Raw genomic sequence first — 13,094 nt, 5'->3', positions numbered from 1 at the left:
ACATATAGAAATAATCAAAACCGTATGCTATAATTTTGGTATGTGTTGGGAGATAATAACTGTATGTTTCTTCTCTCAAATCAATATAATATAATGAAACCCGTTACAGGGTTAAGAAAGGGTGGAATGTAACGATGAAGAGTAGTGACGTAATCTTAGTTAAAGGCGATGCAACAGAAGAGAAGGCAAAGAGCACATTATTTGTGATCTTGGTTATCATTGGTGCCGTTGCTGCTATTGCAGGTATTGCATATGCAGTATATTCATATCTTACACCAGACTTCCTTGATGATTTTGATGATGACTTCGACGATGATTTCGACGATGACTTCTTCGATGATGAGGAAGATACAGATGAGGCAGAGCCAGCAGCAGAAGCAGCCGAGGCGGCAGACGCTGAGTAATTCGTACTGTATTATATAGAAGAATATGGTAGTATAAAGATACGCTCTATCCATTGAGGATAGAGCGTATTTTTTTGTCATCTACTAAAAAAATGGAAGATAGGACGAAACGTCATGATAAAAGGTATAAAAAATGCGGATAACAGGAATCGAACCTGCACCCCGAAGGACTAGATCCTAAGTCTAGCGCGTCTGCCAGTTCCGCCATATCCGCTTAATTCTTCATAAAATAAAAATAGCCCCTCATATCAGAAGGGAAATAGTGAGCCATCGGGGACTCGAACCCCGGACAACTTGATTAAAAGTCAAGTGCTCTACCGCCTGAGCTAATGGCCCATAAGTCTGGACTTTAATAACTGGGCTAGCTGGATTCGAACCAGCGAATGCAGGAGTCAAAGTCCTGTGCCTTACCGCTTGGCGATAACCCAATAGCATCGCTAATATGTGCGATAAAGAAAAAGGGTGGATAGAGGGACTCGAACCCTCGGCCTCCAGAGCCACAATCTGGCGCGCTAGCCAACTGCGCCATACCCACCATAGGCTTATAAAATAATTGCTATTTTATAAAAATATATCTTAGCCTGCTAACAGTAGTAGTAGCTAAGATACAAAAATGTGCCCGAAGGGATTCGAACCCCCGACCCACGGCTTAGAAGGCCGTTGCTCTATCCAGCTGAGCTACGGACACGTACCAATTCCCGCTATATGTATATGTTAGCGAAAATAAAGAGCGGGTGATGGGAATCGAACCCACGTATCTAGCTTGGAAGGCTAGTGTTCTACCATTGAACTACACCCGCATAATGCTTAACAGTGTTTTGGATTATAAGTCGGGGTGACAGGATTCGAACCTGCGACCTCTTGATCCCAAATCAAGCGCTCTAGCCAAGCTGAGCCACACCCCGTTAGTCCTTTGCGACCAACGCAAAACCTATTATACACAAGTCGGTGATGTTTGTCAACAACTTTTTTAATTTTTTTTTGAAAATCAGTTGCTGATGTGTTATATTGAATCAGACGTTATCGCCTGTTCATCAAACCGACTTTTGCATTATATGCATTATAGGAGCGAAAGTCAATAGGTATTTTGAAAAAAATTGAAAATTGTGAGGATGTGTAGAAATGGATAATTTTATATTCAGCATAAATGCAACGATACCGATATTTCTGGTGATACTTCTGGGATGGTTTCTGATGAAGATACATATTATAACAGAAGAGTTCGCCAACGTGGCGAATAAATATGTGTTCAAGGTAGCCCTTCCGGTTCTGCTGTTCAGGGATATTGCGACGACCTCCATATTGGACGACCTCAATGTAAAGTTTGTTCTGTTCTGCTTCTTTGGAACGATCATAATGTTTGGGCTGGTATGGGTGTTTGCACTGATATACTGTAAGGACAGAACCATGATCGGTGCATTTGTGCAGGGTGGAGCAAGAGGAAGTGCTGCGGTTCTCGGCGTTGCATTTGTGGAGAATATCTGTGGCAACTCGGGCATGGCGCCTCTCATGATAGTGTCAGCGGTGCCGATGTACAATATTATATCTGTAATAGCTCTGACATTTGGCGGAAACGACAGACAGAGGGGAACAGCGGGTATCAAGAAAGCGTACGTCAATATATTGAAGAATCCGATCATCATAGGAATATTGCTTGGAGTCCCGTTCTCTGTATTTGACATACCGATACCAGCCATACCGACAAGAACTATCAGTTATATAGCACAGACGGCGACTCCTATAGCGCTCATAGCCATAGGTGCTGGATTTGACTCACAGCAGGCATTGACCAGGCTCAAGCCGTCACTTGTGGCAACGGTCATAAAGCTTGTGATTCTTCCTGTCATATTCCTTCCGGTTGCCATTGGTATGGGCTTTGGGCCGAGTGAGATTGTTGCTATACTTATAATGGTTGGAGCACCGGCTACGGTGTCGGGATACATCATGGCGAAGAATATGGACAATGATTATGTGCTGTCATCGAATATTATCGTTTTATCCACATTATTATCGTCAGTGACGTTGACTCTGTGGGTGTTTGTGTTAAAATGTTTGGGAGTAATCTAATTTTATTATACAGAGGTTTAATTAATGGATAACATTGACTACAAGATACTGAGATGCCTGAAGGACAATGCGAGACTTACAGCATCGGCCATCAGTGAAGAGATCAATCTCTCTGTCTCGGCCGTGATAGAGAGAATAAGGAAGATGGAGAGCAGCGGGGTAATAAAGGGATATACCATTGAGGTTGACCAGAAAAAGCTGGGCAATGAGATGGTAGCCATCATGGAAGTGAGACTGAAGCATCCGAAATATTATGATGAATTTGCACAGCTTATACAGACAAATGACAGCATAGTCGCATGCTTCTATATGACAGGAGATTTTGACTTTATATTGAAGATAGTGACTGATTCCGCTGCAGGTCTGGACGAGGTGTATAGATTTGTGAAGGGATATGAGGGTGTGTCAGCAACTGAAACGCACTTTGTTCTCAAGACGCTCAAGGACGAAGTATCAGTTATACCGGAGGTAAAAGAGAAATGAACAACATAGTACTTACAGGCATGCCGGGAGCGGGCAAGAGCACTATAGGGGTTCTTCTGGCAAAGGTTCTCGGTTATAAGTTCATCGATGCAGATATTCTCATACAGAACAGTCAGGGAATGCTGCTCAGGGAGATCATAGCAAAGTATGGCGATGATGGGTTTTTAAAGATAGAGAATGATGTGAACAAGGGTATCACAGACCAACATGCAGTCATAGCCACAGGTGGAAGCGCTGTGTACTGTACTGATGCCATGGAGAAATACATGGCGGAGGATACAGTTATATATATCAATCTTCCATATGAGGAGATAGCGAACAGACTTGGCAATATCAAGAGAAGAGGCGTGGTGCTGAAGGATGGACAGACTCTGAAAGATTTGTATAATGAGAGGACAAAGCTTTATGAGAAGTACTGTCATATCAATATCAAAGCGGAAGGCCTTGGAATTGAGGAATTGCTGGACAGCGTTGCGGGCATGATAATTGTCAGAAGAGATCTGTAATACGTCATATGCCACATGATAGGGATAGAAAAGCTGCTTATATAGCTGAGGTGAAAATGTAGCATATATACAATGGAGGGAATGTATGGAGATATTAAAAATGTTAGGTCAGATACTGCTTCTTGTGCTTGGATTTGTGTTTATGATAAAGGGAGCGGATGTATTTGTAGATGGTGCGTCTAAAATAGCTGTCAAATGCAACATACCAGAGATGGTAGTTGGATTAACAATAGTTGCCATGGGCACTAGTGCTCCAGAAGCAGCTGTCAGCATAAAGGCGGCACTTTCGCCTGCGGGAGCCGGGATCACTGTTGGAAATGTGCTTGGAAGCAACATTATTAACATACTTGTCATCCTTGGAGTGACAGCACTCATAGCAGCACTTCCTATAAAGAAAAATACACTTAGGATAGATATACCATTTGTTATCGTGGCATCGATCATGATACTCTGCATGGGATATTTTGATGGTGTGCTCAGCAGACTTGAGGGTGTGATATTCTATGTAGTGTTTATTGGATTTTTGGTATATCTGATCATCAGCGCGAAGAATGGCAACAGCGAGAGTGATTCTATAGAACTCACGGAGAAGGATAAGACTCCGAGACTTATACTGTTTATAATCATAGGATTAGCGCTGGTCGTGGTCGGAAGTAATTTCACTGTAAATGCGGCATCATATATAGCTGGAAAGCTCGGTATGACAGAGAGACTCATAGGTCTTACAATAGTGGCATTTGGCACATCTCTTCCTGAGCTTGTGACATCATGCACAGCGGCAAAAAAGGGGCAGACAGATATTGCCATAGGCAACATAGTTGGAAGCAATATATTCAATATACTTTTCGTTGCCGGAACTACAATGCTCATAACCCCAGTGCAGTTTGAGCAGAACTTCCTGTTGGATGGCATCATGGCAATAGTGGCTGCTGTTCTCCTCTGGGTGTGCAGCGTCAGAAAGAAGAAGCTCACCAGGCCGGGCGGAATAGTGATGCTGGCTGTGTATGCGGTATATTTTGCTTATATTATGTACAAGAATTATATGTAGCAGATATCAAATGAATGGGGTATAGTCATTTATGTGATGATTATGAACCGGAAGAGTTGGTGTGTATAACAAGTCACGATGACAAGGATTATTACAGTATGGATGATTTTTATGATTTAGATGAACTTGATTAGATCTCAATAAAAAATACAGCGTGTAGCGATTGCCGCACGCTGTATTTTTTGTGGATATTTCTTGACTATGGTATGGGTATAACTTATAATCAGACGTAGCAATTTAAACCGCAAAACTTTAAAGTTGACACGCTTTGACGCGATAAAGTAAAACGCGGAAAAAAATGTATTGGGAGGATACTATGGTACTCAAAGTTATTATGCTTGTTGTTTTCTTTGCGATCATGCTTGGAGTTGGATTTTACTCGAGAAAACACACAAAGGATGTGAATGGATTTGTTCTTGGGGGCAGAAGCGTTGGCCCGTGGCTCACAGCATTTGCCTATGGAACATCTTACTTCTCAGCGGTTATATTCATTGGATATGCCGGACAGTTTGGATGGAAGTACGGAATTGCTTCCACATGGATAGGAATTGGAAATGCGCTGCTTGGCTCACTGGTGGCATGGGTAGTTCTCGGAAGAAGAACAAGACTGCTCACACAGGAGCTTGACACGAGAACTATGCCGGAGTTCTTCGAGAAGAGATACTCCAGCAAGTCATTGAAGCTTTTCTCGTCGATCATCATCTTCATCTTCCTCATTCCATATACAGCGTCACTGTACAACGGACTTTCAAGACTGTTCGGAATGGCGTTCAATGTTGACTATAAGATATGCGTAATCGTCATGGCTGCCCTTACAGGTATATATGTAATCGTTGGTGGATACATGGCGACTGCTATCAACGATTTCATCCAGGGACTCATCATGCTGGTGGGAATCGTGGCAGTCATATATGCGGTACTCAACAACTACGGCGGACTCACAGGAGCACTTGACAGCCTGGCAAGGATAAATGATCCTGCAGTGTCAGATACACCGGGTGTATTTGCATCATTCCTGGGACCTGACGTATTCAATCTGTTCTGTGTTGTCGTGCTGACATCCCTTGGAACATGGGGACTTCCACAGATGGTACAGAAGTTCTATGCCATCAAGGATGAGAGATCCATCAAGACAGGTACAGTTGTGTCGACACTTTTTGCTACGATAGTTGCTGGAGGATGTTATTTCCTCGGCGGATTTGGAAGACTCACAGGTACAGATGTTGCGACAGAGGGATTTGATGCTATCATTCCACATCTGCTTGAGAAGCTTCCTGCAGCCCTTATGGGACTTGTGGTCATACTTGTGCTCTCAGCATCTATGTCCACACTTTCATCTCTGGTTCTTACATCAAGCTCAACGCTTACAATAGACTTTATAAAGCCAGTCATTGCACCTAAGATGGATGAGAAGAAGCAGATACTTATCATGAGGGTCATGCTTGTCATGTTCGTTGCCGTATCGGCTGTCATAGCCATCGTGCAGTACTCAAGCCGTATCACATTCATAGCACAGCTCATGGGCGTTTCATGGGGCGCTATAGCAGGTGCGTTCCTCGCTCCGTTCCTGTATGGCTTATACTGGAAGAAGACAACTGTTGCAGCTTGCTGGACATGTTTTGTATGGGGAACAGGAATCATGACACTGAACTTCATAAGCAACACATGGGGATTGTTTAAGTTCCCTGCAATGATACAGTCACCTATCAACTGCGGTGCGGTTGCCATGGTTGGAGGACTTATCATCGTTCCTATTGTGAGTCTGTTCACAAAGAAGCCTGACCAGAAGAAGGTTGAGGAAGCATTCTCATGCTATGAGGAGACAGTTACTGTAGCTCACAGGAAGGCACTTGACTAACATAGATATTACACGGTCTTTACACAAAACTTTGTTGAAAGGCCGTGTTTTTTATGTTAATATTATCAGGCGGTAATGTGCATTTGAGGCATGCTGTAATCTATGTGGCAGGAGGCGCAGGGAATGATCACACTGTACAGAACGGATGACAGAATTTTGAGTGAAATACAGGAATATGGTCCTGGTGCCTGGATAGTCATGACTAAGCCAACAATAGATGAGAGTAAGAGCATAGCCGAGAGGTTTGAGATAGATCTGGCGGATGTCAGAGCCGCACTGGATGACGAGGAGAGCTCACGTGTTCAGGTGGAGGACAACTACACACTGATAATCGTGGATATTCCTTCTATAGAGATAAGAAATGAACGAGAGGCATATACAACAATCCCTCTTGGTATCATACTGGTTGCAGACTGCATCATCACCATATGCGCCGAGGAGACTCCTGTGCTTGAGGCCTTTATGGAGGGCAAGGTGAGAGAGTTCAGCACCAAGAAGAGGATGAGGTTCATGTACCAGATACTCTACAGGAACTGTACCACATACCAGTATTATCTGAGAGTCATGGACAGAAGAAGAACCCTTATTGAGCAGCGTATCCAGGAGGAGACCGAGGATGCGGATCTCATAGATCTTCACGAGCTGGAGTCCAACCTCGTATACTTCGCCACATCACTGAGAGCGAATGGAGTAGTTCTTGATAAGCTGACAAGATACGGCAGGATCAAGCAGTACCCGGAGGATAAGGAACTGCTGGACGATGTTCTGGTGGAGAACAAGCAGGCTATCGAGATGACACAGATATACAGGGATATCATAAGTGGTACGAGAGAGCTCATGACGACCATCATCAACAACAGACTGAACAACGCCATGAAGTTTCTGGCGGCCATAACCATCGTCATGGCTGTGCCTACAGTTATATCCGGTGTGTATGGAATGAATGTGGGCACGAAGTGGATGCCATTTGCGAATGTACCATATGGATTTGAGATAGTGTGCGGTATCATACTTGTGATAAGCATAGTTATCGCTATTATATTGAAGAAAAAGAAGATGCTCAAACAGTAGGGAAGATAGAAAAAAGGATCACCGGCGGTTTTGTTGCTGCCGGTGGTCCTTTTTTGTGCCTTTGTTATTTGTTGTTGATAGGTATTCCGTTTACCTCGACCTGATCGGATATCTGGATGACGATGCATTTCCTTCCGTCGATCTCCATGGTCTCTACCAGATCAGTTCTCTCAGGATTCACCTTGATGACCACATCAGGAGTCTTTACCTCAAATGTTTTTGTGTTTGCAACATTTGTCGCGTACATGACAGTTGACTTCTCACGCGGTACAACTATGGCCGGTTCATCCTCCGGGTTCTCAGATGGCTGCTCAGGCGGTGCTGCCGCAGCGGTTACCTTCTCGTAGTGGGCGTCAAAATCTGCCATCTTCTCGTCTGATACTCCGCTCTCTGTCAGCAGGTTCTTTATAGTGTTTTTTGAGAGAGTAAGCGGTTCCGGACTGTCCTTTCTCTGTTCTATCATCTCGTTCAGATTGTCGTGGATGGTTCTTACCATATCGTAATTACAGTCATCTCCCAGAGTCTCAGCAACAATCTCCTGAAATACATCCTTCTGTTCTCCCGCAGTTATAGGAAGAGAAGTGCCAAGGATGTTACTTATGAAGCTGTCGTGAAGCTCCTCCGGCTTTTTGGTGTAGTACAGAACGTTGTGGATATCCGTGCTCCTGTCGATAAATGCCGGGAACAGGAAGCCTATGTCCGGCATGTCGACCACCCAGTCGCGGACTCTGTTGTGGAATGTGCTTTCAACGTCGAAGTAGCTGAGTCCCGCCTTGGACAGGTTGACGTGGCAAATGGAGCACATGATATAGTCATACACCTCGTCTGATGCATCGTCCATCATGATGCCGTCGGTTGTCTTGCCCGGAACATCATATGTATCGTGGATGAGCAGTATGAGGTAGTTGCCGGTGTAATCGTAGTTCTCGATGACCTTGTCATAGAACTCATTTATCAGCTCATCGTTCTCAAGCTTGCTCTTCCTGAGTTTATTCAGGAATTCCTGTGTGCCGCCTTCAAACTCCTGTGAGGTAGGAAATGGCATGGTGACAAGATTCTTGCCAATGCTTCCTGATAAAGTCTTTTTCAGTATTTCAAAATATTTGTATGTTTCTTCTTCCGGCATGGTGAGAAACTGTTCGTTGATGGTCGCCACCTTGTTGCAGTCTCCGTCCACGTAGCATCCGCGGATCTTGCTTATGGAGCATTCCTTTGGAGCAAACAGGTGTCTTATCTCAAGTACGTCTTTTTTTGTCATAAATAAAACTCCGTTTCTATATAGTGATATATTTTGCGTTATAACATCTGCAATGACAGACCGCCTCCTAAGTATACCACAAATAATGACAAGTCTTAAAGATATCTTAAACTTTATAATGGTTGTTTCTTAATGGCAGTATGGCGATAATTGAGAACAGGAGGTGATTGTGGTAAGCTAAGGATAAATACGAAAAAGGTGAGGATATGAAAAATGTACAATATATTAATATGTGACGATGAAAAAGATATAGTATCAGCTATAGAGATATATCTTAAGACAGCCGGGTATTCGGTGTATAAAGCTTACAATGGTATGGAGGCAGTTGATATGGTAAATTCTAATGACATACAGCTTGTACTCATGGACGTCATGATGCCTCAGATGGACGGTATAACAGCCATGGCAAAGATAAGAGAGAGCAGCAATGTGCCGGTTATCATGCTTACGGCAAAGAGTGAGGATACCGACAAGGTGCTGGGACTTGAGGTCGGCGCAGATGACTATGTGACAAAACCATTCAATCCGGTGGAACTTCTGGCAAGGGTAAAGTCCCAGCTCAGGCGTTACATGCAGCTGGGAGGCGGAGAGACACCAAAAGATAAGCTGGTTATCGGAGGAATAGAGCTTGACGACAAATCCAAACAGGTCACACTTGATGGAGAAGTTATGCCCCTCACCCCAACGGAGTATGACATCCTAAAACTTCTTATGCAGAATGTGGGAAAGGTATTTTCTACAAAAGAAATATACAGGGCAGTGTGGAAGGAGGATCCTATGGGAGCGGAAGGATCTGTTGCAGTACACATAAGACATCTTAGAGAAAAGATAGAGATAAATCCTTCAGACCCAAGATATATAAAGGTTATCTGGGGAAGAGGTTATAAAATGGAGGTACAATAGTGGATAAGGCGATTTATAAGATACGAGGAAATGTGTTCTTTAAACTTGGAATATATATTCTTGTGGCGGTGCTGGCATATGGAACGCTGTATACAGGCGGTCTGGTGCTGCAGGGAAGCTACCTTGGAGTGTACAGTGATGATGATCAGGGCGCGACGCCGTATGAGAGGCTTGTAAATGATTATGTGGAGGACACAAATTATGCGCTTACCGAAAAGGTGAATGCTTACATCCAGGATACAAGGTCGCAGCTGGAAAGCATTACAACATATAGTCAGCTCGTGAGCGCCGATCATAACGGAGATAAGGTTATAACCGCGGCTGATGTTTTCCGGAGATTGACCAACGCGGATACAACATCTGCGATCAAGTCGTCATACCGGTATGCGGATATGAGCGAACGAGGCGATATCGGCTATATGCTGACGGCAGCCTGCAGTGATGATGCAAATGCAAATACTGGAAAGATAAAAGTAACGACCGGAAATATAAAGCTGATAAATGACGAAGCCCGACTGGACGACAATATATATACGAACGATTATGACAGCACGATAGAAGTGCCTGTTAAAAGATATATTGTGTTTAACAATCTAGGTGATATGGAACAGGGTGAGCAGTATATCAATGCCCTGCTGGGGGAGAACGATCCATATTATGACGAATACACGTATAATGAAGAAAATGACGAAAATGATACTGTGGAGAATGATACAGATTCTGTATTGACAGCGGATGGAAAGTCTATCACCACACAGGATATCATGTATGGCGATTATTACCCGAGTTCAGTTGAAAAACTGTATTTTGACGACACAGACGAGATTGGCAGTTCATCTGGGAATGGCTACTGTCTTGTGCTAAGCTATGATGCATATTCATTTATAAATATCACGGGAAAGTGCTATGTGGACGTGGCGGCTGCTGTAGACAACATCAAAGCGTCAAATCCGGAAATGGTTCAATACATTGGAATATGGAGGACGAAGAGCAAGGGGATACTGGCAGGATTTGCAGTCATGTTGCTGCTGTGCATCGTCATGTCAATATTTTCAATGGTCAACGCCGGCGTAAAGACAGGGAAGGAGACGATAACTCTCGGCAGATTTGAGAGGACTCCGACTGAGCTTGTGCTGGCTATGGCAGTATGCTCTGTTGCAGCAGCAGTAGGGATCTGCGTTGAAAGCGGTATTGCATCCATGTGTGTGAACCAGTATAGGAACTACACATTTGTATCAGAAAATATACAGTACATTGCGTTTCTGGTGCCGGTGGCATGTCTATATTCTGTGGCGTTGTTTTTCTTTAACAATATGGTTGCGAAGGTGAAGGCGGGAACATTTTGGGCAGACTGCCTGATAATCCGCGCACTGAAGTGGATAGCAGGAAAGACGAAATCTTGTTTCAGGTATGTGAAAAGTCATATGTCCCTGACGCAGAAGGGCGTATGGGCTTATATAGGTATAACTATAGTAGAGATAATTTTTGTGGCAATCCTGGCAGCAGGCAGCATGAGAGGCCTTCTTTGGGTGGTGATTTATATCATTTTAAAATGGCTGTGCATAGTCGGAATAGTGGCATATCTCATACAGACACAAGAGTTATACAAGTGCGCAAAGGAGATGGCGGAGGGCAATCTGGACAGGAAAGCGGACACAAGCAAAATGTTCTGGGTATTCCGCGCACATGGTGAACACCTCAACCAGATAAGAGACGGCATGTCAAAGGCTGTTGAGGCCAGAATAAAGAGCGAGCATTTGAAGACAGAACTCATAACAAATGTATCCCACGATATAAAGACCCCGCTTACATCCATAATCAACTATGTTGATCTGCTGCAGAAGGGCGATATGGATGAGAAGACAAGACAGGAATATATAGAAGTTCTCTCAAGGCAGTCCGCGAGACTGAAAAAACTCATAGAGGATCTGGTCGAGGCATCCAAGGCATCCACCGGCAATATCCAGATAAACTGGGCAGAGATAGATGCAAATATGCTTCTGGAACAGGCAATAGGAGAGTATGGAGACAAACTGGACAAGGCAGGGCTTAAGGTCGTATTTACGGGATCGGATACACCTGCGGTGGTTATGGCAGATGGACAGCATCTGTGGAGAGTATTCGACAATCTCCTTGCAAATATAAGCAAATATGCGATGCCGGGAACGAGAGTCTACGCATCGGTTATCCGCGGAGATGGCGAGGTAAGGATGGAGTTTAAGAATATATCCAGAGATCCGCTCAATGTGTCCAGTGATGAGCTCATGGAGAGATTTGTCCGTGGAGACAGCTCCAGAAATACGGAGGGAAGCGGACTGGGATTATCTATAGCGAACAGTCTGTGTACTCTGATGAATGCCAGATTTACTATAAGCATAGACGGAGATCTGTTCAAAGCGGCCATAATATTTACAGATAATGGTACTTTATAAAATTAAATTAACATGATTTATTGAAAAATGTTATTGACAACTAATTTGAGTTAGGGCATACTAACCTTGATGATAATATTATCAACAATCAGAAGGAGGCGTGTATGATGACTAACGAAAGATTAGAGACGGACAAGAAGAGTATAGATGATACAGGTATCCAGCGTACAGAGATGCAGAAAGAGATCGTTATCAGCAGACTCAGGGAAAGGGGATGCAGGATAACCAGACAGAGAATGATACTCCTTGACATAATACTCGGGGAAGAGTGTTCTTCCTGCAAGGAGATTTATTATAAGGCGGTCAAGCAGGACAGTCGTATAGGCTCGGCTACAGTGTACAGAATGGTGAATACACTGGAGGATATAGGAGCCATCAACCGTAAAAACATGTATAAGGTTGCCTGTGGTGCCAACTGTGGTATAGAGGATGCCTGTGTCATTGAGCTTGATGATTCATCCAGCATTGAGCTTTCGGCCAAAGAGTGGAACAGGATAATCCGTGCAGGACTTATGGCTGGCGGATATATTGAGAATCAGATGGTGACAGGTGTCAATGTAAAGCCTTGTGGCTGTGGCTCATGTTGTTAATAACGAAGGAGATGATCTACAATGGGTGGAACAATATTGGTAGTGTGCATACTGGTGCTTATAGTAGTGGGTGCAGTTATCAGTTCTGCAAAGCACTTTAAAGGAGAAGGAGGCTGCTGTGGCGGCGGTGGTTCCGTCAAGGTCAAGGGTGACAAGATAAAGGATGTTGCCGCTGTGAAGACTATTTACATAGAGGGAATGCACTGCAGCAACTGTTCAGATCGTGTACAGAATGCATTGAACAGTCTGAGCCAGGTGAACGCAAAAGTCGACCTCAAGAAGAAGCAGGCTGTCGTTAAGCTCGGAAGAGAAGTATCTGATGATGAGCTTAAGAGCTGTGTAGAGAGGTGTGGATACTCAGTAACCGGTATAGGATAAAGTCTTGAATAAAAAATTGTAAAAAATTTTCAAAAAATTGTTGGCAATTCGAATAAGATGTGGTATTATCCATATTGTTGTTGAAAACACAACAGA

Annotated in this window: 12 protein-coding genes and 7 tRNA genes; 11 read left to right on the top strand and 8 right to left on the bottom strand. The window is 43.8% G+C overall.

Annotated features, from left to right (window positions below; translation table 11 throughout):
• Nucleotides 1-134: 134 nt before the first annotated feature.
• Complete coding sequence (locus ABUA31_RS09910; RefSeq protein ID WP_015533951.1) at nt 135-404, top strand: hypothetical protein; 270 nt, start codon at nt 135-137, stop codon at nt 402-404.
• Nucleotides 405-538: 134 nt separating this feature from the next.
• Here the strand turns inward: ABUA31_RS09910 and ABUA31_RS09905 are convergent.
• The 7 genes from ABUA31_RS09905 to ABUA31_RS09875 all read right to left on the bottom strand — a co-directional run bounded on the left by ABUA31_RS09905 (nt 539) and on the right by ABUA31_RS09875 (nt 1,309).
• A tRNA-Leu gene (locus ABUA31_RS09905) sits at nt 539-618 on the bottom strand.
• 49 nt (nt 619-667) lie between these two features.
• Nucleotides 668-740 (bottom strand) — tRNA-Lys (locus ABUA31_RS09900).
• Nucleotides 741-760: 20 nt separating this feature from the next.
• Nucleotides 761-832: transfer RNA gene (locus ABUA31_RS09895), tRNA-Gln, on the bottom strand.
• A gap of 33 nt (nt 833-865) precedes the next feature.
• A tRNA-His gene (locus ABUA31_RS09890) sits at nt 866-939 on the bottom strand.
• A gap of 79 nt (nt 940-1,018) precedes the next feature.
• Nucleotides 1,019-1,092 (bottom strand) — tRNA-Arg (locus ABUA31_RS09885).
• 41 nt (nt 1,093-1,133) lie between these two features.
• Nucleotides 1,134-1,204 (bottom strand) — tRNA-Gly (locus tag ABUA31_RS09880).
• A 30-nt stretch (nt 1,205-1,234) separates the two neighbouring features.
• Nucleotides 1,235-1,309: transfer RNA gene (locus ABUA31_RS09875), tRNA-Pro, on the bottom strand.
• 217 nt (nt 1,310-1,526) lie between these two features.
• On the opposite strand from ABUA31_RS09875, the gene ABUA31_RS09870 reads away from it, so the two are divergent.
• The 6 genes from ABUA31_RS09870 to ABUA31_RS09845 all read left to right on the top strand — a co-directional run bounded on the left by ABUA31_RS09870 (nt 1,527) and on the right by ABUA31_RS09845 (nt 7,437).
• The gene (locus ABUA31_RS09870; RefSeq protein ID WP_349818744.1) at nt 1,527-2,471 is read left to right on the top strand and encodes an AEC family transporter; all 945 of its coding nucleotides are present in this window, start codon (nt 1,527-1,529) and stop codon (nt 2,469-2,471) included.
• A gap of 24 nt (nt 2,472-2,495) precedes the next feature.
• Nucleotides 2,496-2,954, top strand: coding sequence for an Lrp/AsnC family transcriptional regulator (locus ABUA31_RS09865; RefSeq protein WP_022215931.1), 459 nt, complete (start codon nt 2,496-2,498; stop codon nt 2,952-2,954).
• Nucleotides 2,951-3,460: a shikimate kinase gene (locus ABUA31_RS09860; protein WP_055223268.1), complete on the top strand. Its 510-nt coding sequence runs from the start codon at nt 2,951-2,953 to the stop codon at nt 3,458-3,460. Before ABUA31_RS09865 ends, ABUA31_RS09860 begins: the two co-directional genes overlap by 4 nt.
• 85 nt (nt 3,461-3,545) lie before the next feature.
• Nucleotides 3,546-4,508, top strand: coding sequence for a calcium/sodium antiporter (locus ABUA31_RS09855; RefSeq protein WP_015533950.1), 963 nt, complete (start codon nt 3,546-3,548; stop codon nt 4,506-4,508).
• Between the two features lie 316 nt (nt 4,509-4,824).
• Nucleotides 4,825-6,366: a sodium:solute symporter family protein gene (locus ABUA31_RS09850; RefSeq protein ID WP_349818743.1), complete on the top strand. Its 1,542-nt coding sequence runs from the start codon at nt 4,825-4,827 to the stop codon at nt 6,364-6,366.
• A gap of 123 nt (nt 6,367-6,489) precedes the next feature.
• Nucleotides 6,490-7,437, top strand: a complete 948-nt coding sequence (locus tag ABUA31_RS09845; protein WP_015533947.1) for a magnesium transporter CorA family protein — start codon at nt 6,490-6,492, stop codon at nt 7,435-7,437.
• Nucleotides 7,438-7,501: 64 nt separating this feature from the next.
• Here the strand turns inward: ABUA31_RS09845 and ABUA31_RS09840 are convergent, their stop codons facing one another.
• Nucleotides 7,502-8,695, bottom strand: a complete 1,194-nt coding sequence (locus ABUA31_RS09840) for a DUF4317 domain-containing protein (protein ID WP_015533946.1) — start codon at nt 8,693-8,695, stop codon at nt 7,502-7,504.
• 213 nt (nt 8,696-8,908) lie between these two features.
• On the opposite strand from ABUA31_RS09840, the gene ABUA31_RS09835 reads away from it, so the two are divergent.
• The 4 genes from ABUA31_RS09835 (at nt 8,909) to ABUA31_RS09820 (ending at nt 12,998) form a co-directional block, all read left to right on the top strand.
• Nucleotides 8,909-9,598 (top strand): response regulator transcription factor, encoded by a 690-nt coding sequence (locus tag ABUA31_RS09835; protein ID WP_022215879.1) that lies wholly within the window; start codon nt 8,909-8,911, stop codon nt 9,596-9,598.
• Nucleotides 9,598-12,030: a sensor histidine kinase gene (locus ABUA31_RS09830; RefSeq protein WP_055273294.1), complete on the top strand. Its 2,433-nt coding sequence runs from the start codon at nt 9,598-9,600 to the stop codon at nt 12,028-12,030. The genes ABUA31_RS09835 and ABUA31_RS09830 overlap by 1 nt, the downstream gene beginning before the upstream one ends.
• Nucleotides 12,031-12,137: 107 nt before the next feature.
• A complete protein-coding gene (locus ABUA31_RS09825) occupies nt 12,138-12,620 on the top strand; it encodes a transcriptional repressor (RefSeq protein WP_015533944.1) in 483 nt (160 codons plus the stop codon).
• A 21-nt stretch (nt 12,621-12,641) separates the two neighbouring features.
• On the top strand, nt 12,642-12,998 hold the full coding sequence (locus ABUA31_RS09820) for a heavy-metal-associated domain-containing protein (protein ID WP_055273296.1): 357 nt from the start codon (nt 12,642-12,644) through the stop codon (nt 12,996-12,998).
• Nucleotides 12,999-13,094 lie beyond the last annotated feature (96 nt).

This window comes from Coprococcus sp. RTP31081st1_H1_RTP31081_211007 (assembly GCF_040227275.1).
Lineage (GTDB): Bacteria > Bacillota > Clostridia > Lachnospirales > Lachnospiraceae > Coprococcus > Coprococcus aceti.
Note: the sequence above shows the minus strand (reverse complement) of the source record. Positions and strands in the feature narration are given on the sequence as shown.

Excerpts from the sequence above, each read along its gene's own strand:
- ABUA31_RS09825 (WP_015533944.1), top strand. The coding sequence starts at position 12,138 with ATGACTAACGAAAGATTAGAGACGGACAAGAAGAGTATAGATGATACA.
- ABUA31_RS09860 (WP_055223268.1), top strand. The coding sequence starts at position 2,951 with ATGAACAACATAGTACTTACAGGCATGCCGGGAGCGGGCAAGAGCACT.
- ABUA31_RS09855 (WP_015533950.1), top strand. The coding sequence starts at position 3,546 with ATGGAGATATTAAAAATGTTAGGTCAGATACTGCTTCTTGTGCTTGGA.
- ABUA31_RS09850 (WP_349818743.1), top strand. The coding sequence starts at position 4,825 with ATGGTACTCAAAGTTATTATGCTTGTTGTTTTCTTTGCGATCATGCTT.
- ABUA31_RS09835 (WP_022215879.1), top strand. The coding sequence starts at position 8,909 with ATGTACAATATATTAATATGTGACGATGAAAAAGATATAGTATCAGCT.
- ABUA31_RS09870 (WP_349818744.1), top strand. The coding sequence starts at position 1,527 with ATGGATAATTTTATATTCAGCATAAATGCAACGATACCGATATTTCTG.
- ABUA31_RS09865 (WP_022215931.1), top strand. The coding sequence starts at position 2,496 with ATGGATAACATTGACTACAAGATACTGAGATGCCTGAAGGACAATGCG.
- ABUA31_RS09840 (WP_015533946.1), bottom strand. The coding sequence starts at position 8,695 with ATGACAAAAAAAGACGTACTTGAGATAAGACACCTGTTTGCTCCAAAG.
- ABUA31_RS09845 (WP_015533947.1), top strand. The coding sequence starts at position 6,490 with ATGATCACACTGTACAGAACGGATGACAGAATTTTGAGTGAAATACAG.
- ABUA31_RS09910 (WP_015533951.1), top strand. The coding sequence starts at position 135 with ATGAAGAGTAGTGACGTAATCTTAGTTAAAGGCGATGCAACAGAAGAG.
- ABUA31_RS09820 (WP_055273296.1), top strand. The coding sequence starts at position 12,642 with ATGGGTGGAACAATATTGGTAGTGTGCATACTGGTGCTTATAGTAGTG.